The sequence below is a fragment of the Ruminococcus callidus ATCC 27760 genome (genome assembly GCF_000468015.1).
Classification (GTDB): Bacteria; Bacillota; Clostridia; order Oscillospirales; family Ruminococcaceae; genus Ruminococcus_C; species Ruminococcus_C callidus.
The window spans coordinates 13,053-37,846 of sequence record NZ_KI260288.1 but is presented as its reverse complement, the minus strand read 5'-3'; the positions used below and the strand labels follow the sequence as shown (position 1 = coordinate 37,846).

The following is a 24,794-nucleotide window of genomic DNA, read 5'->3' as shown; positions in this document are numbered from 1 at the left end:
ATCACGATTCCGGACAGCGTGACGAGTATTGGAGGGTATGCTTTTAAAGGCTGTACCAGTCTGACGGAAATCACCATTCCAAATAGTGTGGTGGATATTGGAGAAAGTGCTTTTGAAAATTGTACCAACTTAACAATTTATGGATATTTTGGTTCTGCAGCAGAAACTTCTGCAGCAGAAAATAAAATTTCTTTTGTATCCATAGGTGGTGTTCAAACCACAGAACCTGTGGCAACTACAACAACTGAACTTGTTACAACAACAACTATATCAACGTCAAAAGCAACGAGTACTACGGCACGGACAGTTACACCTCCTTCAACTGCAATTAAACACCAAGCTACTGCAACTTCTGAAAATCAAACCACCACTTCTTCTACCTCATCTGAGTCTTTTTCGCCTATCTACGGCGACATCAACCTGGACGGGCAAGTGGACATCACAGACGTGATCCTGCTGAACCGGTATTGTTCCGGCACGGTGTCTTTGAATAAGAATGCGGTAAAAAATGCTGACTGCGATGGAGATAAGGAGGTCAGCAGCAACGATGCGGTTGTTCTGCTGCAATTTCTGGTACATATTGTAAGCTTCTTGCCGCACAGTGCATAACACAATTGAGGCAATACCACACAAAGCCGCGTGATGGCTTTGCACAACATGAATAAAAGAAAAACCGATTTTTGCGGAGGTGCAGAAATCGGTTTTTGGTTTTCAGATTCTCAAACAATGCCGCACAAAGAGTGTCTGGTGGGATTGTCCTTGTAAGGACATGTGAAAATGATCACTTGCAATTTTTCCAAAAGTTTGTTATACTATTATAACAGTCCGATTGAAATCACAGAAACGGAGGAACTCTATTTGAATATTCCACAGAAACTGGCTGCCGAATTCCAACTGCGGCAGGAACAGATCGACAATACCATTGCCTTGCTGGACGACGGCAAGACGATCCCGTTTATTGCACGGTACCGGAAAGAGCGTACCGGTTCGCTGGACGATCAGGTGCTTCGTGCCATTGACAACCGGCTGCAATATCTGCGGAAGCTGGAACAGCGGAAAGAAGAAATCTGCACGGCGATTGAAGCACAGGGCAAGCTGACACCGGAACTGGAAGAAAAGATCCGCGGTGCGGAAACACTGGTGGAAACCGAGGACTTGTACCTGCCCTATCGTCCCAAGCGGAAAACACGGGCATCTATGGCGATTGTCCGCGGACTGGAACCGCTGGCACGAATCCTCATGGCACAGAATCCCCGGACGAATCCGGCTCAGGAGGCAGAAGCCTTTTTGCAGGAGGAAGTGCCGGACACCGAAGCGGCATTGCAGGGGGCAATGGACATTCTGGCGGAGGAAATGGCAAATGATGCCGACCTGCGAAAGCAGATGCGTCGGCTGGTGATGTCTGCCGGAACGATACAGTCCCGTGCCACAGAGGAAGATGCGGATACGCCGTACCAGAACTACTACGACTATGCAGAGCCGGTGAAACGCATTGTGGGGCACCGGATCCTTGCCATTGACCGCGGCGAACGGGAGGGTGCTCTGAAAGTGGCAGTTACGCTGCCGGAAGGACACGGGGCTTCGCTGCTGATTCAGAAGTTCGTGAAGAACCAGAGCCCCTGCGGCAAACTGGTGCAGACTGCCGCGGAAGATGCATTTCAGCGGCTGCTGTTTCCGGCGGTGGAACGGGAAACCCGCAAGGCTCTGACAGAGCAGGCGGCAACGGCGGCAATCGGCGTGTTCTCGTCCAATCTGCGGCAGCTGCTCATGGCGGCACCGCTGAAAAACCGCATCGTTCTGGGCGTAGACCCCGGCTATCGCACCGGCTGCAAGCTGGCAGTGGTGGACGAAACCGGCAAGGTACTGGACACCGGCGTGGCACATATCACCGTCAGCAAAGGGGCTTCGCTGGAACGGGAAAAGGACGTGATCCGAAAGATGCTGCGGAAGCACCACGTGACCGCGGTGGCAATCGGCAATGGCACGGCTTCCAGAGAGTCGGAAGCGGTCGTGGCGGAACTGCTGAAGGAACTGCCTTATTCCGCGGCGTACATGGTGGTTTCCGAGGCAGGGGCTTCGGTATATTCTGCGTCCAAGCTGGCGGCGGAGGAATTTCCGGAGTATGACGTTTCCCTCCGGAGTGCCGTTTCCATTGCCAGACGGTTACAGGATCCGCTGGCGGAACTGGTGAAGATCGATCCGCAGGCGATCGGCGTGGGACAGTATCAGCATGACATGCCCAAGGCGGAACTGTCTGCCGCACTGGACGGCGTGGTGGAGGACTGCGTGAACCATGTGGGCGTAGACCTGAACACGGCTTCGTTCTCTCTGCTGTCCCACATTGCCGGCATCAACCAGACCATTGCCAAGAACATCGTGACATACCGGACGGAAAACGGGGCGTTCACCGACCGGAAGCAGCTGAAAAAGGTGGCAAAACTGGGCCCGAAGGCATTCGAGCAGTGTGCCGGATTCCTGCGGGTGTCCGGAGCCAAGAACCCGCTGGACAATACAGCAGTGCATCCGGAAAGCTACGGGGCAGCAGAGCAGATCTTGCAGGAGTGCGGTTTCCGGCTGGCAGACATTGCCGGACAGGATCGCAGCGAGATCGGTGCCATTGCCAAGCAGCACGGCATTTCTGCCATTGCGAAAAAGGCAGGCGTAGGCGAACCCACTGTGCGGGACATTCTCAAGGAACTGGAAAAGCCGGGGCGTGACCCCCGTGACGAACTGCCGCCGCCGCTGCTCCGGAGTGGGGACATCATGGAACTGAAAGACCTGAAACCGGGCATGGAACTGGTGGGCACTGTGCGGAATGTCATTGACTTTGGCTGTTTCGTAGACGTGGGCGTTCATGAGGACGGACTGGTGCACATTTCCCAGATCTGTGACCGGTTCATCAAGCACCCACTGGAGGCTGTCAAGGTCGGCGAGGTGGTGAAAGTCTGGGTGCTGGACGTGGACTTGAAGCGGAAACGCATCGCCCTCACCATGAAGCCGCCGAAAAAGGGATAAGCGGTGTTACATGCGAAACGGAAAAAAGTCGTTTCTCTGCTGCTGGCAGGGGTGCTGGCGGTGTTGTCGTGCAGCTGCGGCAATTCCTCTAAAGAGGAGAGCAGCAAGGAGGAAGCCGACAGCAACCCCCGCACTGAAATGCGGGACGACATGACTACCAGCCAGATCGTGGAAGAAATGGGGCTGGGCATCAATCTGGGCAACACACTGGAAGCCTGCGGCGACTGGATCGACAGCAGCGGCGGGGTAAACAGCTACGAAACTGCATGGGGCAGCCCGACAATTACAGAGGATATGATTGCCGGCTACGCTGCCGCCGGTTTTGATTCGGTGCGGATTCCCGTGGCGTGGTCGAATCTCATGGCAGAGGACTACACCATTGCACCGGAACTGTTAGACCGTGTGGAAACGGTGGCACAGTATGTGCTGGACAACGGCATGTATGCGGTGGTGAATCTCCACTGGGACAACGGCTGGATCGCAGGATTTTCCACGGACTATGACACCTGTATGGAAAAATATACCCGTATCTGGGAGCAGGTGACAGAACGGTTTGCAGATTACGGTGACCACCTGATTCTGGAATCCATGAACGAAGAAGGCTGTTTTGATGATCTGTGGAACCGCTACAGCGGCTCTGATGACAGCAAGGCGGAGGCATACGGCATTGTCAACCGCATCAACCAGCAGTTTGTGGATCTGGTACGCGATTCCAGGGGCAACAACCCCAGGCGGCATCTGCTGATCGCCGGTTATGCCACTGACGTAGACCTGACCTGTGACGAAGCCTTTCAGATGCCGCAGGACGAAGCCGGACGATGTGCGGTTTCGGTACATTATTATACGCCGCCTACGTTCTGCATTCTGGAAGAAGATGCCGACTGGGGAAAAGCCAAGACCATGTGGGGCTCACCCAGAGATCAGAGGATTCTGGAAAACGACATGGACAAGCTAAAAAGCCGGTTTCTGGATAACGGCGTGCCGGTGATCATCGGGGAGTACGGCTGTTTTACCAAGAACAAGACGGAAGAAACTGTCCGGACATTCCTCACCGCGGTGGCACAGGCGGCGTATACCAAAGGTATGTGTCCCATGCTGTGGGATGTTACCGGTGTGTTCTATGACCGGAACAACTGCCGTATGCTGGACAGTCAGCTGGAACAGGATTTGCAGGAGATCGCCGCCGCACCCCGTGACGGCGTTCACAATGTATCCGGAAATTGACATTTGAAAAATGCAAAATTCACCGGCATGTCGTATCAAATTATCAAGTTGTTTTTCACTGGCAATTCGAGATTTAGAAAAAATGCACAAAAACAAGGTGTGCTTTTATTGGTGCTGTATAAAAATATGTGGAAAATAAAAAAAATACTTGCAAAATAACGATAAATATGCTATGCTGGTATATGGAGAAGTAGGGTGCAGGAAAGCACTGGGCGGATTTCAGAGGACAAATCGCACGGCTGTACAATTTGAAAGCGGAAAGGGGGACGTGAAAAACAGTGCGGCGGCATTCGTTTTTTTGAAATGCCAAAAGCTTCTCTGCACACAACTAAGCGGCAATACGCCGCATCAATTCAAGAAAGGAAGAATGATAATCATGAAGATGAAAAAGTTTCTTTCATCTCTGACAGCTGGCGTAATGGCGGCAACGACCATTCTGACCAGTGCATTGGTGACCCCGATGATGTCCCTTGCTGCGACAGCGGCAGATGATGCACCGATTGCGTTTCTGCACATTCAGAGTAGCGATGGCAAATGGTCGCTGAACAACTATAAGGCAGGAACTGGAACTGATGTTACCATCGATAAGAGCGGCTCTTATGAAGTTTCTGTAAAAAGAGGTGACTGGGGTGATGCTCTGAGTTCCTACAATTTCTTCGACTTGTGCGTTCAGGATCCGGATCTTTACGACGGTAAATCTCTGTATAAGAAGATCACAATTGATTCTGTAAAGATCGGCGAAACGACTCATGAACTCAATCAGGAGTATACGACATTTACTCCGTCTTCTGTACAGTCTGCATCTGATGAGTGGGATTTCACCTGCAACAAGCTGGCAATTGATTCCACTGGCTGGGCTATGCCGGCAGCAGGCGAAGTGATTTCAGTTAGCTTCACAGTAGAGCTGGCAAATGAAGTCACCACTACTACAACGACCAGTGAAACCACTGCGGAAACTACCGCGGAAACCACGGTTGCTTCCAGTGAAACTACTGTTGCTTCCAGTGAAACCACTGCAACCTCTGCTGTCACTACAGCGACTACCGCAGAGGAAAAGGGCGTGAAAAAGATCACTGTCGGCAAGACCTACAGCGAACTGCTGAAGGATGCACAGAAGGCTGACCCGAAGGAAGGCATGATTGGCTGGAAGTGGGCTGACTTTGGCATCACCAACAGCAATGTTGTCAAGAAGGTCGTTGTCAACGTTTCCTCTGATAAGGAAATCGGCACATACAACTATATGTTCGGTTCTTCTACACAGAAAGCACCGGATTATTGGACACAGACCACACAGGAAAACAAAACTCTGGGCAAGTCCGGCGAATTCACCTGGGACATCACCAAGACTGTGGACGCAACCATTCAGAAGGAATATGATGGTTCTCTGAAGTTTGGTGCCTGGGGCGACGGTACCTATGAGGATTTCACTGTAGATTCTGTTGTGATTTACACAGATGATGCAACGATCACTACGACTGCTGCAACCACTGTGACCACACAGCCGACCACTACAGTTTCCGCAAAGTACACCAAGGAACTGACTCCGAAGGCAGAGGAAGACAAGGGTACTGACGGCAAGGCAAGCAACACCAAGGTTGAATTTGATCCCATGGGTGCATACAAGGCAATTGCTTACTACACCGTAAAGACAAATGACAAGAACACCAGCGGTGCGTTTGGCACATGGAACGACAGCCTGCCGGAAGGTGAAGAATGGCAGAGCACGGAATTCAAGGATCTGGCTGTACCGGCAAACAAGCAGGTCATCGTATCTTATGATATTCCGAAGACTGTTGGTGAAACTGTACAGTTCATGGTTTATTATCCGAAGTTCGGCGATGTAACCATCGACAAGATCGTACTGTGCTTCGACGAAGATCCGGATCAGACCACTACTTCCACAACTGTGACCACTGTAACAACTGAAACAGTTGCAACCACAGAAGAAAGCACCGTTTCTGCAACGACAGAAGAAACTACTGTTACTTCCAAGGAAACTACTAAGGAAACCACAGTTACAACTGTAGCTACCACAGCTGACACTACAGCAAAAACCACTGCTTCTACTTCGACAGAAGCATCTGCTGAAACCAGCAAGGCTACAGAAACTTCTGCATCTGCTGCAACAACCACAGCAAAACAGACCACTGCTACAAAGGCAGACACCACTGTTGTAACCACTACCAAGTCCATCAGCACCACCACGACAGAAGCTCCGAAGGGCAAGGGCATCATCTTCAAGGTAGACGAAGCACAGGTCAAGACTGCAAGCAACTATGCAAAGATCCCGCTGTCCGTTCTGGTTGAAAACTATGTGGACGCACAGGGCTTCAACTTCGCTCTGGAAGTTCCGGAAGTTACTTCCAAGATCCTGACGATCTACAAGAATCCGAAGAACAAGAAGGACTATGGTTATAGGGACGTTTATGTCAGCGGCGACCTGGCTCCTTCTCCGCAGAACCTGAAGGGCTATGAGGCAAACGGTCAGGATATGAGCGTTGAGCCGTCCAAGCGTTGGATGTATTTCCAGTGGACTTCCAGTACCAGCACGATCACGATCAGCGGTGACAAGGTGATCGACATCAACTGCACCATTGCAGAAAACGCAGTGGACATCGCAAAGGAATATGGTCTGGAACTGCAGACAGATGAAAACGGCGACAGCTACTATCTGTTCCCGGTAAACTTTGCAGAGTATCAGAAGGTAAACTGGGACTTTGAGGGTACACACGGCGACGGCTATCTGGCTCCGAACCGTCAGTACATCGACGAAAACGGCACAGATATTGCGACTACTGATGTAGTTTACTACAACGGCGGTATCCGCGTTTACACAGATGCACAGACTGAAACCACTACAACTGACACGACTACCACAACCACTACCACAGAAGAAAAGGACATCAATCTGGACATTGACGAAGTATTCGTATATCCCAGTGAAAAGGATGCCACTTCTCTGAAGAACTACACTCTGGGCGTGAAGGTAACTGCCAAGGAAGGCGTAGACGCAACCAGCTATGGTATCAACTGCGTTGTCAACCTGCCGGAGGCAACTGCAAAGCTGTACACCATTCCGTCCAAGCTGCTGAAAAAAAGAGCATTTGTTGTCAACGACTTCGGCAGCGGTATTCCGAATGCAAATGATTTCATTGCATACAAGGACGGCACTTCTACCATTACTGACGGCAGCGACCGCTGGATCCGTTTCATTGGTGCACGTTCTGCCGAAGGTGCAACTGACCCGACAAAGATGAATCAGGTATTCCGCATGATCTTCAATGTGCCGGATAAGGATACTGTACAGGCACTGGCTGACGAATATGGTCTGACACTTCAGACTGGTGAATACGATGGCAAGACTGTTGAGTACTATGAGTTCCCTGTAGACTGGGCACCGAATGGTTCTGACAAACTGCCCAGCGGCACCACGATGGTAGATGTCAAGCGTTTCAACTACCTGAACGGCGAGGGCGTAACCGGCGAAGACATCTTCGACGAAATGGTTGGTCTGAAGGACGGTGCGATCCGCGTAATCATGAATGATGTAGTGGAAACCACCGAAACAACAACTGCTACAACTACAACTACTACAACAGCTACCACCACTACAACTGCAACCTCTGCGGCAACGACTACTACTACAGAAGAACCGCAGACTACAACTGCTACAGAGGCTACGACTGTCACCACCACAACTGCAGCAACCACTACAACAACGACTGCTGCTACAACCACCACTACCGAAGAACCTATTGTAACGACTACCGAAGCAACTACCACTACCACTACTACCGAAGCAACGACTGTTACTACTAAAGCAACAACTGCTACGGCAACCAGCACCAGTGCAGGCCCGACAACCACCAGCACCAGTGCAACAACCACTACTGTAACAGAATCTGAAACAACTACTACAAAGGCAACTACAACTGCTACAACAGAAGAGCTGCCGGACTTCAGCAAGAAGACGACTACCAGCACAACTACCACAACAACAACAACTACTACAGAAGAAACCACGGAAGCAACTACTGAAGCAACCACTGAAGAAACTACTACCACACCGGCAGCTGTTTCTTCTACTACAGAAGCAACTACCACAGAAGCTACGACAACTGTTACAGAAGCAACCACTACCACAGAAAACACGACAGCTTCTACCGAAGCTACCACTACTACAGAAGAAACCACCACGACTGCAGAAGCAGAACTGGAAATCGAAGTAAATCCGGATGCAAACTTCTATCTGTCTATTGACGGACGCAATTTCAACGCTGCTGACCTTGTGAAGTCTGCAACTGTAAACGGCGAGAGCGTCATGGACGATCTGACCTTTGGTGCAGAAAGCCCGAAGGCACTGTTCGACAGCGAAGGCAAGGCATATGTAGATACCGACCTCGATATCCTGTATAAGGGTGAAAAGGTTGCTACTGCAAAGGTTTACATCGGCGTAAAGGGCGATACTGACTTGTCCGGTAAGGTAGAGGCTACTGATATGTACTACAGTAGCTACTACATTGCAAGACAGGGTGCTGGTATTAAGGATGCAAAGCTTCTGGACGGCACAGAGCACGCACAGGATGAGAATCTGGAGAAACTGTCCTTCTTCCTGACGGATATTGATACCGAAAGCAAGGCAGGAGAGAATTCTGCAGACGGCAAGCTGGAAGCAACTGACATCTTCTACCAGGCATACTATGTTGCTCTGGTTGGTGCTGGTCATAAGAGCACTACCTGGGACAATCCGGTTTGCCCGGATCTGAAGAACCTGAAGGGCTCTATGTGGGCTGAATAATCAGATTCCCTGATTTCGAACGCGTAAGCGTTTCTGACAACAAGGCTATGACAGCATAAGAAAAACCCGATGCGGGAGCATTCCCGTATCGGGTTTTTGTTTGCAAGCGTAAGGCGGGATTTGCTTCAATTTTCAAGGCTGAGGCTTTGCTTTTTTCGAATTCTGTATTGAGATAGAAAAAATCACAAAGAATGCTTGCAAAATCGTGAAAAATCGGTTATACTGAATAGTGGAGAATTGTAGGAACGCAGATCGCCGCTTCCGGGAACTAAGGAAACGCTGCATAAAGCCCGCCTGACGGCTTTGCACGCAATCTGCGTACAGATTTTCCGTCATATTGCCCAGAAATCCCTTGCCAGACACCAAGTCTGCCTGCGGAATTTCTGAGCAATCTGCCAAAAAATCTGACTACGCATCTTACGCACAAGCTTTATTCAGTGTTTCCCTAAGTTTTACACAGCAGTTACCCGAAAAAGCGATTTGAGAAAGGGGCATCATATTGAAGACAATTGAGGAGGCTCGCAGACTGCTGCAGTCGGAAGAATTCATGCACATCGCGGCAGTACTTGGCGGCGGTGAAGATCTGGCGGAAGCTTATCGGAACCGGCTGCTGTGTGCCATTGACAGTTTTGTGCAGTTGTACGGCAGCGGTCGGGAAATTGCCATTTTTTCTGCACCGGGACGGACAGAACTGGGCGGAAACCACACCGACCACCAGCATGGTCACGTACTGGCAGCAAGCATCAATCTGGACGTGATCGCTGTTGTGGCAAGACGGGAAGATACCACGATCCGGGTGCATTCAGAGGGCTTTCCGGAAGATGAGATCTCTCTGGAAGAACTGGAACCGGTAACGGACAAAAAGCCCACAGCAGCGGAACTGATCCGCGGAATCGCTGCCCGCTTCAAGCAGTACGGATGTCCGCTGGAAACCGGTTTTGATGCATACACCACCTCGCAGGTCATGGCAGGCTCTGGTCTGTCCTCATCAGCAGCTTTTGAGGTTCTGCTGGGAAATATCTGCAATGCCCTGTATGCCGAAAATCGGTTCACACCGGTAGAACTGGCACAAATGGGGCAGTATGCGGAAAACGTGTATTTCCAGAAGCCCTGCGGGTTAATGGATCAGATGGCTTCGTCAGTAGGCGGTGCTGTTGCCATTGACTTTGCCAATCCGATGCTGCCGGCAGTGCACCCAGTTGCATTTGACTTTTCCAGAACCGGTTATGTACTTTGCATTGTGGATACCGGCGGAAACCACGCAGACCTGACAGCGGAATACGCTGCGATTCCGGCAGAAATGCAGGAAGTGGCAAAGTATTTCGGCAAGGACGTTCTGGCGGAAGTTCCGTCGGCACAGGTGCTGCGTTCCATTCCGGAACTGCGGAAAGCCTGCGGCGACCGTGCAGTGCTCCGTGCGATGCACTTTTATCGGGAAGACGGACGGGTACAGGGCGAATCTGATGCACTGGATCGGGGCGATTTCGAGGCGTTCCTGCACCTGGTACAGAACTCCGGACAGTCTTCCTATTGCCTGCTGCAAAACGTCTACCCGTCCTCCGCACCGGAAGACCAGCCCATCTCCATTGCCCTTGCAGTCGGCTCGGCAGTGCTGGGCGGCAGGGGAGCGATCCGTGTACACGGCGGCGGTTTCGGCGGAACAGTACAGGCATTTGTGCCGGCTGTGCTGCTGTCCCAGTTTCAGGAGGGTATGGAATCCGTTCTGGGAAAGGGCTGCTGCCACGTGCTGCGAATTCGTTCCGTTGGCGGCATGACTGTATTGATATAAGGCAGCATTGTGCTTTTGTGCAGTGTTGCTGAAAGTTTGCCTTTCAGGGCAAACTGATAGGAGGGAAAATTCCCTCTCCATTTGACAGAAATTGAAAGGAAGCGTAAAGTAACATGGGAAAAATTCTGGTCACTGGCGGTACCGGCTTTATCGGCAGTCATACTTGTGTGGCATTGATCAATGCCGGCTATCAGGTCGTGATTATGGACAATCTCTGCAATTCAAAGGTGGAGGCAATTGCCCGTATCGAGATGATCACCGGAAAGCATGTGCGGTTCTATCGTACAGATATGCGTGACGAGGAGGACATGCGGCAGATTTTTGAGGACAACAAGATCGATGCCGTAATTCACTTCGCCGGTCTGAAGGCAGTTGGCGAATCGGTGGAAAAGCCGCTGGAATACTACGAGAACAACATCAGCGGTACACTCTCCCTGCTGCGTGTCATGCGGGAGTATCACTGCAATGTGATAATTTTCTCCTCCAGTGCGACCGTTTACGGCTGCAACAATGAGGCTCCCTACGTGGAGGAAATGCCGACCTCTGCAACGAATCCCTATGGCTACACCAAGGTCATGATCGAACAGATTCTGCGGGACGTTTGCACTGCCAATCCGGAGTTCACGGCTGTGGCTCTGCGGTATTTCAACCCGATCGGTGCTCACATCAGCGGTCTGCTGGGCGAGAATCCCAACGGAATCCCCAACAATCTGGTGCCCTATGTGGCACAGGTGGCACTGGGCAAGCTGGATCATGTGCGGGTATTCGGTGATGACTACGACACGCCGGACGGCACTGGTGTGCGGGACTATATCCATGTTATGGATCTGGCAACCGGTCACGTGGCAGCCGTGGCATACGGACTGGAGCACCGTGGCTTTGAACCGATCAATCTGGGTACCGGTCACGGCAGCAGCGTGCTGGACGTGGTGCATGCGTATGAAAAGGCATGCGGCAAGAAGATTCCGGTAGAGATCACGGAACGCCGTGCCGGAGATATTGCCACCTCGTATGCAGATCCGTCGAAAGCAAAGGAACTGCTTGGCTGGGAAGCAACTGCGGATTTGCAGCAGATGTGTGCCGACAGCTGGCGTTTCACAAAGCAGAATCCCAATGGAATGTGAGAAGCTGCTTTCGTAATCCGTTTACGAAAATGCGTTCCCACAGAAAGGAATACATATGACAGGCAGATTCGGAAATGCGATCGATAATTTCCTGATTATCATGGTTGCTGTTGCCGTGGTGCTGCTGCTGGTGGTGATGCTGGGTTCTCGGCAAAGCCCGTTCCGGCAGAAGCTGAGCCGGCTTCTGGTACAGAATCCAAACACTGCCGACAAACGGCAGCCGCTGGAGTTTAATCGGGAATATTATATCACAGGAGAAAGAGCAATGCGTAGACCAAACCGCGGAAAAAATCCACCCCGTACCGTGATCGCTGTTCTGGTACAAAAGGTAGACGAACGCCGCAGAACCATGGATCCCAGCGGCACTTTGAAACTGTACAACGAATACTATGAGTTGATTTTCAAGACCCGCAAGGGTGATGTGCTGCATATTGTTACCAGCAAGAAAGCGTATATCGAAACCCCGTTCCATCAGCAGGGACAGCTGACTTTTCAGGGGGATCGTCTGATCCGGTTCCAGTATCCGGAGGGAGAAGTTACCGAAGACGAAGCAGCATTCACCAGCATGATGCCGGCAGTACGCCGCGGATAATACAAAAGCAAACATAAGGCGATACCGCACAGTTTTGTGCCGTGATGCCATAACAAAAAGCGTACCGTTTCACAGGAAAACGGTACGCTTTTTTCGTTGTTATAGTGGCTGCGGTTTACGGAACGATCATAACCGGTGTGTTGATAGTGACCTTGTCATAGATCTTTTTGGCAACGTCCAGCGGCAGGTTGATACAGCCGTGGGAACCGTTGTTGATGTAGATGTCACCGCCGTAGGCACTGCGGTTCAGGTCGTGCAGACCGATGCCGGTATAGGTGACGGGCATCCAGTAATTTACCCATGTTTCATAGCCCTGCACTGCGTAAGTCCCCAGCTTTCGCGGAGATTCTCTGGACCATACCTTATATGCTCCCGGCGGTGTGGCACGTGTCGGATCGGACTCCTTACCGGTAACCACATCGGACTCCAGGAACAGTTCGCCATTGACATAGTACCACAAGTGCTGGTGGCAGATGTCCACTTCAATGTAGGTGTTTCCGGTGTAGGTAACGCCGGCGTTGGAGTTCATGCGGAATCCCTCTACCTTATATACCGGTTCAATGGTTACTGCCTCGCCGGCTTTGATGTAATCTACCAGCTTTTCCACAGTGGCAGAAACATTGGTTTTCCAGCCGTAGATGCCGTCAGAACCGATTGGCAGGGTAATCTCTCCGTCTTCGGTGGCTTTGAACTTGAAGTTGTAGCCGGTCACCAGTGTGTCGTACTTGTCAGCGATATGTTCCTGCACCCATGCGGAAGCTTTGTCGGTGTCTACAGTGATGTCATCGCCGTCCGTGGTGATCCAGTCCATGATAGTAGCGTGATCCAGCTTTTCCGTGCCAACCGGATCGAAAATTTCCTCGCGGTCAGTCATGTCATAGGTGATCTCTACAGCACCGATCTTGTTGTACAGTGCCAGTGTAGGCTCCAGACTTTCCGCAGTGACAGCTGCCTTTTTGTAGCAGTCACTGTCTGCCATCTGAATGGTGTTATTGCCCTCCCGCATCTGTGCGACCGTGTAGTCGGACAGCTTCTGGGTGTCTACCATGTTGCCGTTATCTTCCGGCTGAATGGTAAAGGAACCGTCCTCGTTCTGGACAACCTTGGCATCGGTGGGCGGTACATTGCCCCAGTCATAGGCGGCGATCAGGCTGACCAGTGCATCTTCCGAGTAGGAATCCTGCATCTTGACTGTATACTCGGTTTTGGAGAACAGCTTCCTGAACCAGAGGGCGTGACTTTCGTCTGCCGGCTCTGTCAGAGCGTTGTCCGGCAGGGTAACGGTGCAGCCGAATGAGGAGCCCTTGAAGGTGATCGGGTCGCCGCTTTTGGGAATGAATGTCAGCCCCATATCCTGTGCGGTATTCAGAACTGCGTCGCTGGCTTCCTCCGCGGTCATGCCGCCGATGTCCACGCCGTTGACGTAAGTTTTAGGGAGAAACTTGCTGTGATAGACAGCCAGTCCGGCGATGTAGCTCAGCAGGAGTACAGCCAGCACGGCAATACCAATGATGATGCAGATCTTTCCGGCGTTGGACTCCTCCCGCACTGGTTCGTAATGTCTGGGCGGTGTAGGGCGGGGCGGACGCTGTGCTGTTGCCACGTTGCCTCCGGAACGCTGCTGGTGCTGCGGCTGTGGTGCACGCTGCTGCCGCGGCTGGTCATAGGCATAGCCGGAAGAAACGGCATCATGGATCTGCCGTGCCTTGTCCGAACGGGTGCGTTCCGAAGCGGAGCTGTTTTCAGGGCTGCGGGAAGCCGGACGATTCTGTCCGGAAAAGCGTTCAGAAGACGGCTTCGGCGATGATGACTGAAATTCTGTTGCCTCTTTTGCAGCGAGAGAAGCTTTGATTTTTTCCCGCATTTCGTCTTTGGTCAGATGCTGCTTGGAAGCATTTCCGGCAGGGGATTGGTCTTTATTGTTCACTGTCATCTTTCCTTTCTTCCATGGTACGAGGGCTGTGCGGAATACAGCATCATTGAACTTCACCGCGTGTCGGCGTTCCGAGTATGTTGACAAACTGATGACAGCTGCGGTCAGTCCGAAGACAGTAGAACCTCTGTTTCTGGAAAAATTAAAAAAATATTACATTGAGAGAAGCGGGCTCTGCAGCGTGGATATTCGCCAGAGCCATTCTTTATTATTATACCCACTGGATTTCTGTTTGTCAACACTTTTCGACATGAAATATAAATTGTAAACATCCTTTACCGATTTGTTTCCAAATGCACATTGAAATTTTATCGGCGGGCTGTTGTAATGTATGCGGAAAATCAGTCATATATTCTGTTACTTTATGCGATGAAAACTAACAAAAAGTGCAAATATGTTGTGTAATGTGCACACTGAAAACATTGCATTTTTGTTGAAAAAGCAGATTGACATTACAGGGAAAAAGGCGTAAAATGGAGGTGGAAATTGGGTGGAAAAATGTGTCACCACAATGTGAGCTATCCACCACAATTTGAGCTATAAGGAGAAATATGAGAAATATTCCGGGCAATGAGGCTTCCGGAAATTTTTCAGCTGATGTCCGGTGTATGCACACATCGGACGAACAGGAGGAATGAATGATGAAGAACAAAAAAATCGGAACCAGTATTCTGGCATTTCTGCTGGCGGCGGCCACTGCCGCAGCCGGTGCACAGCCGGTTCTGGCAGCAGATCTGGGAACTGTAACTGACAACGTTCCGGCGATTGTGGCAGCCAGTGCTTCGGTGTCTGTGATCGATGCCAGCGGCGACCTGGAAGCTGCCTATGCGGAATGGGGTGCTGTGTCCAATGCGACCGGCTACAACGTGTATATCAAGCCGGCAGGCGGCAGCTACACGCAGCTGGATACCATGCTGGTACGCCAGTATCCGGATCGCTTCCGTGCTGATGCAGTAGGTCTGAAAGCCGGCAGCTACACCATGAAGATCGTGCCGGTGATTAACGGCAAGGAAGATGCTTCTAAGGCAGCAGAAACTGCGGGACTTCAGGTAGAGGCTCACGACAGAAGCGGCTTTGGCTTTGTAGAGGGCACTTCTTCCGGTGCATACAACGAGGACGGCACGCTGAAAGCAGATGCCATTGTGGTATATGTCACCGATGCCAACAAGGACACCGTGACGGCAAGCATTGACGCCACCGGCAAGGGTGCGACCGATGTGACTGGTGTGCAGAACATCATTACGGCTTATAAGAAAAATAAAGAAAAGCGTCCGCTGTGCCTGCGGTTTATCGGCAACATCACCGATCCGGCAGACATGCCCAAGGGCGATCTGATGATCGACACCGCAAAGGCTGGCATTACCGTGGAGGGTATTGGTACCGATACCGTATTCAACGGTTTTGGTCTGGTCATGAAGAACTGCTCTAACGTAGAGGTCCGCAATATCGGCTTCATGAACTGCAACAGCAGCGAGGGCGATGACTGCGGCTTGCAGCAGGGCAACGACCACATCTGGGTGCATAACTGTGATTTCTTCTATGGTGATGCCGGTTCAGATGCCGATCAGGTCAAGGGCGACGGTGCACTGGACACCAAGACTTCCACCTATGTAACACATTCCTACAACCACTTCTGGGACAACGGAAAGTGCAACCTGCAGGGCATGAAATCGGAAGAGGAAACCAACTATGTGACCTATCACCACAACTGGTACGATCACTCTGATTCCCGTCACCCCAGAATCCGCACCTGCTCTGTACACAGCTATAACAACTACTTCGACGGCAATGCCAAGTACGGCATCGGCGTCACCATGGGATCTTCTGCTTTCGCGGAAAACAACTACTTCCGCAACTGTAAGAACCCGATGATGAGTTCCGGACAGGGTACTGATGCACTGGGTGAAGGTACATTCGGAGGCGAAACCGGCGGTATCATCAAGGCTTGCGGCAACTATATCGAGGGTGCTTCCAGCTATATCCCGTATTCGCAGAACAGCACCTCGTTCGATGCCTATGAAGTTTCCAGCCCGTCTGAAAAAGTACCGGACAGCGTCAAGACGGTTTCCGGCGGCACAGGCTACAACAACTTCGATACCGATTCCAGCATCATGTACAGCTACAAGGCAGATGCAGCGGCTGATGTGCCGGCTATCGTTACTGCCAAGGCCGGACGCGTACAGGGCGGTGATCTCCAGTGGAAGTTTGACAACTCCGTGGACGATACCAGCTATGCGGTCAATCAGGCATTGAAAGACGCTCTGGTCAATTACAAGTCCTCTATCGTGGCAATCGGCAGCGGCTTTACCGACAGCACCACAGATCCGGTTGTCACCACTGAGGAAACCAAGACTACTACAGTGACCACCACCGTCAGCGTGTCCAAGGATACGACCGCAACGGCTCTGACCACTGCTACCACCAAGAACACCACGCCTACCACACCGGACGTGCCGGTGGCAGGGGACATCTTCTGTTCGCCTGCCGGTACCGGCAGCGGTTCTTCCGAAAAGGATCCGGCTTCTGTTACCGATGCGATCTCCAAGCTGTCCGCAGGCCACACCATTTATCTGCTGGGCGGTACATACAAGTTCTCGGAAATGATCCTCATTGACGCTCAGAACAGCGGTACTGCTAATGCAATGAAGACGATCAAGCCTTATAACGGTGCAGATGTGGTGTTCGACTTCTCCGGACAGGGCGATGCAGACGGCAGCAAGCGTGGCATTGTGCTGGACGGTGACTACTGGCACTTCTATGATTTTGAGATCACTAAGGCAGCCGATAACGGCATGCTCCTCTCCGGCAACAACAATAAGATCGAACGCATGGTATTCAACGACAATCAGGACACTGGTTTGCAGCTGTCCCGTTATAATACCAGTGCAGCAACCATTGCAGACTGGCCCAGCAATAACCTGATCCTGAACTGCACTTCCAAGAACAACTGCGACAATGCCAGCATGGAAAATGCCGACGGTTTTGCTGCAAAGCTGACCTGCGGCGAGGGCAACGTCTTTGACGGCTGTATGGCATACAACAACAGCGACGACGGCTGGGACTTGTTTGCAAAAAGTGCTACCGGTCCTATCGGTGTTGTCACCATTCAGAATTGTATTGCATTCCGCAACGGCTTTACGGAATTCGGCGAGGGCTACGGCAATTGCGACGGCAACGGCTTCAAGCTGGGCGGCTCTGGTATCGGTTCTGCACATATCTTGAAGAACTGTCTGGCATTCGAGAACCTTCACTGCGGCTTCACCGATAACAATAACCCGAAGCTGGGCAGTCTGACCAACTGTACCGCAGTCAACAACAACGGCGAAGGCAAGGGAAAGCCGAACTTCTCCTGCTATCGTTGCACAGATCCGGGTGCAATCTTTGAGAATCTGATGTCCTATTATGATGATTCTGTATTTATGTCTGACGCAAAGCTGAAAGGCGGTGCTTCTAACGACAAGTATGTTGGTACTTATGAAAACGGCGTGTACTACAACAGCGGCTACTATCAGGTAGATGCAAAGACTGCGATCACAAACGGTGCGAAGATCGGCACAAAGCTTTCTGCGGCTCCGGCAGCTTCTGACTTTATCACAATGGCAAAGGCTCCGGAACAGGGCACCGATTTTGATGCTGTATGGAGAAATGCAGACGGTTCGCTGAATCCGGGCGGTTTGTATGAAACTGCGGATTCCAGCAGCTATAAGACAATGGGTTACCATATGTATAACGGCAGCATTGTCGTTCCGCCGACAACAACCACAAGCACTTCTTCTGAACAGCAAACCACCACTACTACTACCACAGCAGTACAGCCCACTGAAACCACAATTGGTTCGGAAACTTCTGAAAAGACCAGCGAAACTTCTGCACAGCCGACAGAAACTGCTGTAAAGACCAGTGAAACTTCCGCACAGCCCACTGAAACCACAGCTGCTCCGGCAACTTCGGATACGGCGGACACCACGGAACAGTCGACTGCCACTACACCAGTCAGCAGCGGCGACAGCAACACAGAAACCACGCAGACCACCGCTTCGGAAGTGACCTCTCAGTCCCTGTACGGCGATGTGAACTTGGACGGCAAGGTGGATATTACCGATGCAGTTCTGCTGAACAAGGCGGTTGCCGGTGTGGTAACGCTGAACGCCAGCCAGCAGAAGAATGCCGACTGCATGGCGGACGGAGAACTCTCTACCAATGATTCGACAGTTCTGCTGCAATTCCTGGTACGCATAGTTACCTCCCTGCCAGTAACGGAATAACCGATTCTCCGGAAAAGAAATAGATCTTCATTCTGCAAATGGCAGCCGATGTTTTCGGCTGCCATTTTTGCGTGAAAAGCAATTCCGCTTTTTTCGGTTTTTTTGTACAATTTGACTTGCTTTTTTTTACGGGATATGTTATACTATAGACAGCACCCATGCCGGATTTGGAAGTCTGACATGGAAAAGTGTTTTCATTTCTATCCCTGTCGCTTCCGCTGCCTGCGGGCACGGCGGCGTTTTCGGGCGATAAATTTTAGATGAGGTGAATCAAATTGTCACAACTGAAAAAACCCACAATCAAAAACCCTGATCTGGTTGCCGCAATGGCGGAATTCAAAAAACAGCAGAGCGTACAGACCGAAAAAGAAATGCTGGACGCAATTGCAGCAGCATCGTTTATTGCTCCGATCACGTTGCAGAACAAGCTGAACGAGGTAGAACCGGACGAGAATGGTCAGCGTCACATGGAGGCTTCTCTCATGGCTGTTTCCAACAAGGACGGTGTAAAGTTCTTTCCGGCTTTCACCGACTGGCTGGAATTCCTGAAGTGGAAGAACGATCCGGACGCGGACACAATGGTAATTACATTTGACCAGTACTGCGGGATCCTGCTGAAGCAGGGTGTCGATGTCAGCGGTATCGTCATCAATCCGGCAGAAACCAACATCGTGATCCGCAAGGAAAAAATGGCAGAGATGAAGGGCGTTTCTCTGGAGGCAGAACAGCCGCAGGAAGCTCCGAAGAAGAACAACATTCTCCCGCTGTTTGGCTGCGAAAAGGTCACCAATCCGGAAGTGATCGTTGCCGCAGACCGTCTGCGTCGGGAAAACAACGAACCTGCCCGCAACAATATGTTTGAGGCAATGCGGAAAGCACGCTTTGTGGCTCCGGTGCTGATGGAAGTGCCGAAGGAAGTCAAGGCTGGCGAAAAGGTTAATGCACAGGCAGAGTTCATCATGCTGAATCACGAGGGCGGAAAGTACATGCCGCTGTTCACCAGCCTGTCAGAACTACAGAAGTGGAACGGGGCACCGGACTGCAAGGCAGTTCCCATGAGCATGGCAAACTATGTGGCAATGCTGTCTGATCCCAAGAGCACAGCTGCCGGCATCGTGCTCGATCCGTTCACTATGGGGCTGGCATTCAGCAAGGAACAGGCAATGAACATTCAGCCGCGTCTGGCAATGCGGGATATTGACTCCACTCCGGAGGGCATGGAAGACGACCTGAAAGCATACTTTGCAGAAAATGCAGATGTTAAGAAAGCATACATCGATGGTGTCAAGGCGAACAACACAGATGGTTTCGTGGTAGTTCTGGAACTGGAAAACGAAAACAATGTCCGTGAGATCGCTGACCACGTGGCAAAGGCAATTAACAAGTATGGTTCCTGCGTGGTGGCTCCGATCAGCTCGCCCATCGGTAAGAAAGTGCTGGAAAGAAAGACTGCTTTCTACGAAGCTTGAAAATTACACACATCGGAGCAGTAAAAGGAAATGCTGATCCGGTAATTTGGGTGCGAAAAATTTTTGGGAAAGAAAAATATGTTAAGAAAGAATCGAAAAAGATGCGGGCTGCTGGCAGGGACACTGGCATGTGCAGCTGCGGTGTCGGCGGTCATGCTGCCGATGCACTGTGAGGCGAAAACGCCTGTGATCGGTGCGAAGCAGGTGGGCGTGGCATACTTGCAGCTGAATGGGAACACCGTCAGCTCTACGCTCAACCTCTTTACGGACGGGCAGAACACGCTTTCGTGTGATGTGGCTGCCGTGCAGGAAACGGATACGCTTACGCTGGTAGTTGACAATATCGATCCCACGCCGCTGGGCGACAGCAGTACGACGCTGACCATTGATTCGGTACAGCTGAACGGCACAGAAACCGGAGCCAAGCTGCGGGACGGTGACGGACTGCTTAGGGTGTCCAAAACGGATATGGGATACGCTGCCGGTGCAATTACCGGCTTTGTCGGCACGTTTACCCCGTTGCAGTCGGAACTGGAAACCAATCAAATTACTGTGACATTTACGCTGACGAATCTGACGGCTGCTGTAGAGGGAACTACGGCGGAGGTTGCCACAGGTACGACCACGCTGACAACTACCACCGCGGTGACATTTGCGAATGATGCAGGCGGTTCTGTAACCGCTGGGCAGTCATCTTCCGGCAGCGGAAGCACGTCCGGCACAAAGGGGAAAAACGCTTCTCCCAAGACCGGCGATATGGAAATCTACGGTGTGTTCGCAGTGCTGGCAATCAGCGGCGGCATCGCATTCTGGGCAAAGAAAAAGGGATAAAAACCAACCTGTTCTGAACCCTCTCTGAAAGAAAATCAACCCCCTGTCCTCGCGGCAATGACTGCAAGGGCAGGGGGTTTTTGTGTTGCTTTAGAAAAACTGCCGGAAAGCCGTGGGCAGGGAAATCTCCTTGGTGATTTCCGCCGCAGTTTTCCAGACGAATTGTTCGTCCTGTCTGGCACAGGTGAGGTACACGCCGTAGAGTTCCCATTCCACATGGGTGAAGATGTGTTTCCGTTCCACCGTCTGCGTCAGATCCGTTGGCTTGCAGTGCCATGCACTGGCCTGGGCAATGGCTTCTTCGGTAGTGCAGATGCCGGCAACATTGGGATATTCCCAAAGCCCGTGGAGCAGCCCCTTGGCAGTGCGTTTCCGGAGGGCGAATTTTCCGTCGCATTGCAGCACAAAAACGGTGTACTGTTCCTGTCGTCTGGCTTTTTTGGCAGTCCGCTGGGGCAGCCGCAGAGCATCGCAGTACTGTCTGCCCAGACACAGTTCCGACAGGGGACAGGCTTCACAATGCGGCTGTCCGTTGGGCACGCAGACCGTGGCTCCGATTTCCATAAACGCCTGTGTCAGCGTGCCGCAGTGTTCCGGATTGTCCAGATAGACCTGCCGCAGCAGGGCAGTGACAGCTGCCTTTTGTTCCGGCCGGTCGATCTCACAGAAGTGGTTCATCACTCTGGCGGCCACCCGCAGCACGTTGCCGTCTACCGCTGGCGTAGGCAAACCGTAGCAAATGGAACAGACTGCACCGGCGGTGTAATCGCCTACGCCAGCCAGTCCGCGGACTTCCTCCCATGTGCGGGGAAACACGCCGCCGTACTGCTCCTGAATCGTCTGTGCTGCCTTTCGCAGATTCGCTGCACGGCTGTAATAGCCCAGCCCCTCCCAGCACTTGTTGACCTGATCCTGTTCCGCTGCGGCAAGTGCGGCAATGTCCGGAAAGGTTTCCAGAAACCGTGCGTAATAGTTCTTGACGGCTTCCACCCGCGTCTGCTGGAGCATGATCTCTGACAGCCAGATGCGGTAAGGCTCCTGCGTGTGCCGCCAGGGGAGATCCCGTGCATGCAGCGGATACCACGCCAACAGCGGCTGTGCTGTTTGCAGAAGTGCCTGTTCCTGCATGGCTTTCCAGCAACGCATGCGGTGGATCACTTTTTCATAGACCGGCAGCATGTGGGGCTCTTTGCAGATTTCCGGCAGTTGTTCCACAGGGATCCACTGCACCGCAGTGTTTTCGTCCGGCTGGATCCGCAGCGTTTCTTTCTGGTCGGCAATGATGCCGTAGGTGACGTTATAGTGCTGATGTGCCGGAACGGGAACGCCTTTTTTCTGATGTGCTTTGACAGGGAGAATGTCCAGCGAGAGAATGGCTCCGGTAAGGGGATAGGGCTTCTGGATACCGGTTTCCTCTTTTGCCTCCCGCACGGCTGTCCAGAGAAAATCACTGGAACCGTCAGCGTGTCCGCCTGTCCATGCAAAGGAATCGTAGATGCGGTGGTAGACCATCAGCACCTGATCCATTGCCGGATTCATGACGAAACCGGAACAGGTGAAGTGGCTTTCCGCGTGGCTTCGGTAGAGCAGCTGTGTGCCGTACTGTTCCGCTGCAAGGAGTATCTCGTTCCGGTCGCGGCGTTCCTGTTCGGTTTCGGGCGTATAGGCAGCAAGACGTTCTTTCCAGTCGGTCACATCTTGTTCCTGCATGACGTTTCTCATGTTGTTTGTCCTTTCTTTTGGACAACCCCGCACAAACCTTGTGCGGGGTTATCGTTACTTTGCCGGCAGCAGAATCGTAATTTCCGTACCGTGTCCCAGTTCGCTGCGGAGAGAAATGGTGCCGTTGTGGCAGTCTACGATGTGCTTGACGATAGACAGCCCCAGTCCTGTGCCGCCACGCTGTTTCGAACGGCTTTTGTCCACCCGATAGAACCGTTCAAAGATCCGGCTCTGTGCCTGTAGGGGAATGCCGATGCCGTTGTCTGCAATGACGATTTTCGCCTGTGTGCCGAGGTGCTGTATGGTGATCGTCACGGTGCCCTCCGGATTGTTGTACTTGATCGCGTTGTCAATGAGGTTGATGAACAATTCCCGTATGTAGCCCTCGTTGCTGTGGAGCAGCAGACAGTCGCCCTCCAGCCGGACGTGAATTTTGTTCCGCTGAATCTGCGGCTCCAGAATTTGCAGGGCGTTCTTTGCCGCAGCTTCCAGTGCCACCGGTGTGTTCAGCATTTCCGTGTGTTCCTCAATCTCCGACAGGCGGATAATGTCGTTGATGAGAAACAGCAGGCGTTCGCTTTCCCGTTCGATCATGGCACCGTACTTGGCAACGTCTTCCTCTTTGGTGATCATGCCGCTGCCGAACATTTCGCCGAATCCCTTAATGGTCGTCAGCGGTGTTTTCAGCTCGTGGGAAACGTTTGCGGTGAATTCCTGCCGCATTTTTTCCGCCTTGACGTTGTAGGTTACATCGACCAGCAGCACGATCGTGCCGAAAATGCCGCCCATTTCCACGCGGGTGATGTACGCCCGAATATACTTGCCGTCGATCTTCAGCAGCTGCCGCACAGAGCAGCCCTTGTGCAGTTCACTGTCTTCCGGCAGCAGTTCATGCTGAGGTGCTGTTTTGGATTTTCGCAGTGCGTCCAGAAAGTCCTGATTGTTTGTCAGAATGAAAATGGATTTGTTGTCCCAGCTTTCCTTGCTGATGTTCAGCAGTGCCGTTGCCGTGCGGTTGGCAAGCTGGATCTTGTCGGAATCGTCCAGAATCAGAATGCCCTCTACCATGTGCTCCTGAATCAGCCCGATGATGTCCCGTTCGTGGTGCAGCTCTTTCTGCATGCGGTTCATTTCGTTTTCCAGCTTTCCAAGAGCCTTTTGACTTTTCTTGTGCTGATGCTGTGCCTGCTGTTTCTGGTGCAGATACAGAAAAATAAAAATTGTCAGCAAAAGAGCCGTTGCCGCAGCAAATGCCCAACCGAGCCATTCCATAATTACCCTCCGATCTTATAGCCGTAACCCCGTACTGTGTGAATGAGATTGGTACAGCCGGCAGCCTCCAGCTTTTGCCGCAGCGTCTTGACATGAGCGTCTACGGTTCTGGTTTCGCCCTCATAGGAGAAGCCCCAAACCTGTTCCAGCAGCCGGTCGCGGGAAATGGCAGAGCCGCGGTTGCGTACCAGATAGGACAGCAGTTCGAACTCCTTATAGGTGAGAACGATCTCCGTTTCCAGATAGACCACGGTACGCTGGTTCAGGTCAATGGTCAGGTCATGGGCAGAGAGCACCTGCTGCTGTTCCGGCTTTTGCACATGGCTCCGCCGCAGCACCGCCTTGACGCGGGACAGCAGTTCCATGATGCCGAATGGCTTGGTGATATAATCGTCTGCACCGTTTTCCAGTCCGGTGACCTTGTCGATCTCCGAGGACTTCGCCGAAAGCATGATGACAGGAATTTCCGCCGTTGCCGCATCGGATTTCAGTCGTTTCAGAATCGAGATGCCGTCCTCGTCCGGTAGCATGATGTCCAGCAGGATCAATGCCGGCTGTTCTTCCTGTACACGCTGGAAAAAGCTTTTTCCGTCAGGGAAGCCCTTCGCAGTATAGCCGCCGGACTGGAGAGCACAGGTGATGAGTTCCCGAATGCCGGTGTCGTCTTCCACACAAAATATGTTTGCCAAATTACATTTCCTCTTTTCCCTGGAATCCGCCGCAAAGCTTTAGGAAACACTGAATAAAGCTTGTGCGTAAG

The 24,794-nt window shown here is 52.0% G+C and carries 14 protein-coding genes; 10 read left to right on the top strand and 4 right to left on the bottom strand.

The annotated features are described in order from the left end of the window. From RUMCAL_RS15730 to RUMCAL_RS00475, 7 genes are all read left to right on the top strand, one after another. Window positions 1-609, top strand: a 609-nt coding sequence (locus tag RUMCAL_RS15730; protein ID WP_021680401.1) for a leucine-rich repeat protein, incomplete at its 5' end; no start/stop codon positions are given. 249 nt (window positions 610-858) lie between these two features. Then, a complete protein-coding gene (locus RUMCAL_RS00500) occupies window positions 859-3,015 on the top strand; it encodes a Tex family protein (protein WP_040646330.1) in 2,157 nt (718 codons plus the stop codon). Between the two features lie 3 nt (window positions 3,016-3,018). Next, window positions 3,019-4,239 (top strand): glycoside hydrolase family 5 protein, encoded by a 1,221-nt coding sequence (locus RUMCAL_RS00495; RefSeq protein ID WP_021680398.1) that lies wholly within the window; start codon window positions 3,019-3,021, stop codon window positions 4,237-4,239. Between the two features lie 376 nt (window positions 4,240-4,615). Then, the gene (locus RUMCAL_RS16070; RefSeq protein WP_051343558.1) at window positions 4,616-9,037 is read left to right on the top strand and encodes a DUF5620 domain-containing protein; all 4,422 of its coding nucleotides are present in this window, start codon (window positions 4,616-4,618) and stop codon (window positions 9,035-9,037) included. A 499-nt stretch (window positions 9,038-9,536) separates the two neighbouring features. Next, window positions 9,537-10,826, top strand: a complete 1,290-nt coding sequence (locus RUMCAL_RS00485) for a galactokinase (protein WP_021680394.1) — start codon at window positions 9,537-9,539, stop codon at window positions 10,824-10,826. Window positions 10,827-10,939: 113 nt separating this feature from the next. After that, entirely contained in the window at window positions 10,940-11,950 is a 1,011-nt protein-coding gene (gene galE / locus RUMCAL_RS00480; RefSeq protein ID WP_021680393.1) for a UDP-glucose 4-epimerase GalE, read from the top strand. 55 nt (window positions 11,951-12,005) lie between these two features. Further along, a complete protein-coding gene (locus RUMCAL_RS00475; RefSeq protein WP_021680392.1) occupies window positions 12,006-12,542 on the top strand; it encodes a DUF2500 domain-containing protein in 537 nt (178 codons plus the stop codon). Window positions 12,543-12,657: 115 nt separating this feature from the next. On the opposite strand, the gene RUMCAL_RS00470 is transcribed toward RUMCAL_RS00475, so the two are convergent. Further along, complete coding sequence (locus RUMCAL_RS00470; RefSeq protein ID WP_040646317.1) at window positions 12,658-14,475, bottom strand: L,D-transpeptidase; 1,818 nt, start codon at window positions 14,473-14,475, stop codon at window positions 12,658-12,660. A 638-nt stretch (window positions 14,476-15,113) separates the two neighbouring features. On the opposite strand from RUMCAL_RS00470, the gene RUMCAL_RS14210 reads away from it, so the two are divergent. The 3 genes from RUMCAL_RS14210 to RUMCAL_RS00455 all read left to right on the top strand — a co-directional run bounded on the left by RUMCAL_RS14210 (window position 15,114) and on the right by RUMCAL_RS00455 (window position 21,040). Further along, window positions 15,114-18,740 (top strand): pectate lyase family protein, encoded by a 3,627-nt coding sequence (locus RUMCAL_RS14210; protein ID WP_021680389.1) that lies wholly within the window; start codon window positions 15,114-15,116, stop codon window positions 18,738-18,740. Between the two features lie 275 nt (window positions 18,741-19,015). After that, window positions 19,016-20,209: an enhanced serine sensitivity protein SseB C-terminal domain-containing protein gene (locus RUMCAL_RS00460; protein ID WP_021680387.1), complete on the top strand. Its 1,194-nt coding sequence runs from the start codon at window positions 19,016-19,018 to the stop codon at window positions 20,207-20,209. Between the two features lie 78 nt (window positions 20,210-20,287). Next, complete coding sequence (locus RUMCAL_RS00455) at window positions 20,288-21,040, top strand: hypothetical protein (RefSeq protein WP_117733022.1); 753 nt, start codon at window positions 20,288-20,290, stop codon at window positions 21,038-21,040. A 90-nt stretch (window positions 21,041-21,130) separates the two neighbouring features. Here the strand turns inward: RUMCAL_RS00455 and mutY are convergent, their stop codons facing one another. From mutY to RUMCAL_RS00440, 3 genes are read right to left on the bottom strand one after another with little or no spacing between them, the layout of a single operon-like run. Next, window positions 21,131-22,762: an A/G-specific adenine glycosylase gene (mutY, locus tag RUMCAL_RS16065; RefSeq protein WP_021680384.1), complete on the bottom strand. Its 1,632-nt coding sequence runs from the start codon at window positions 22,760-22,762 to the stop codon at window positions 21,131-21,133. Window positions 22,763-22,816: 54 nt separating this feature from the next. After that, window positions 22,817-24,034 carry a sensor histidine kinase gene (locus RUMCAL_RS14205; protein ID WP_021680383.1) on the bottom strand — a complete coding sequence of 406 codons (1,218 nt, stop codon included), beginning with the start codon at window positions 24,032-24,034 and terminating at the stop codon, window positions 22,817-22,819. 2 nt (window positions 24,035-24,036) lie between these two features. Further along, entirely contained in the window at window positions 24,037-24,723 is a 687-nt protein-coding gene (locus tag RUMCAL_RS00440; protein WP_084194290.1) for a response regulator transcription factor, read from the bottom strand. Window positions 24,724-24,794: the final 71 nt, after the last annotated feature.

Excerpts from the sequence above, each read along its gene's own strand:
- RUMCAL_RS16070 (WP_051343558.1), top strand. The coding sequence starts at position 4,616 with ATGAAGATGAAAAAGTTTCTTTCATCTCTGACAGCTGGCGTAATGGCG.
- galE (WP_021680393.1), top strand. The coding sequence starts at position 10,940 with ATGGGAAAAATTCTGGTCACTGGCGGTACCGGCTTTATCGGCAGTCAT.
- RUMCAL_RS00475 (WP_021680392.1), top strand. The coding sequence starts at position 12,006 with ATGACAGGCAGATTCGGAAATGCGATCGATAATTTCCTGATTATCATG.
- RUMCAL_RS00470 (WP_040646317.1), bottom strand. The coding sequence starts at position 14,475 with ATGACAGTGAACAATAAAGACCAATCCCCTGCCGGAAATGCTTCCAAG.
- RUMCAL_RS14210 (WP_021680389.1), top strand. The coding sequence starts at position 15,114 with ATGATGAAGAACAAAAAAATCGGAACCAGTATTCTGGCATTTCTGCTG.
- RUMCAL_RS00455 (WP_117733022.1), top strand. The coding sequence starts at position 20,288 with ATGTTAAGAAAGAATCGAAAAAGATGCGGGCTGCTGGCAGGGACACTG.
- mutY (WP_021680384.1), bottom strand. The coding sequence starts at position 22,762 with ATGAGAAACGTCATGCAGGAACAAGATGTGACCGACTGGAAAGAACGT.
- RUMCAL_RS14205 (WP_021680383.1), bottom strand. The coding sequence starts at position 24,034 with ATGGAATGGCTCGGTTGGGCATTTGCTGCGGCAACGGCTCTTTTGCTG.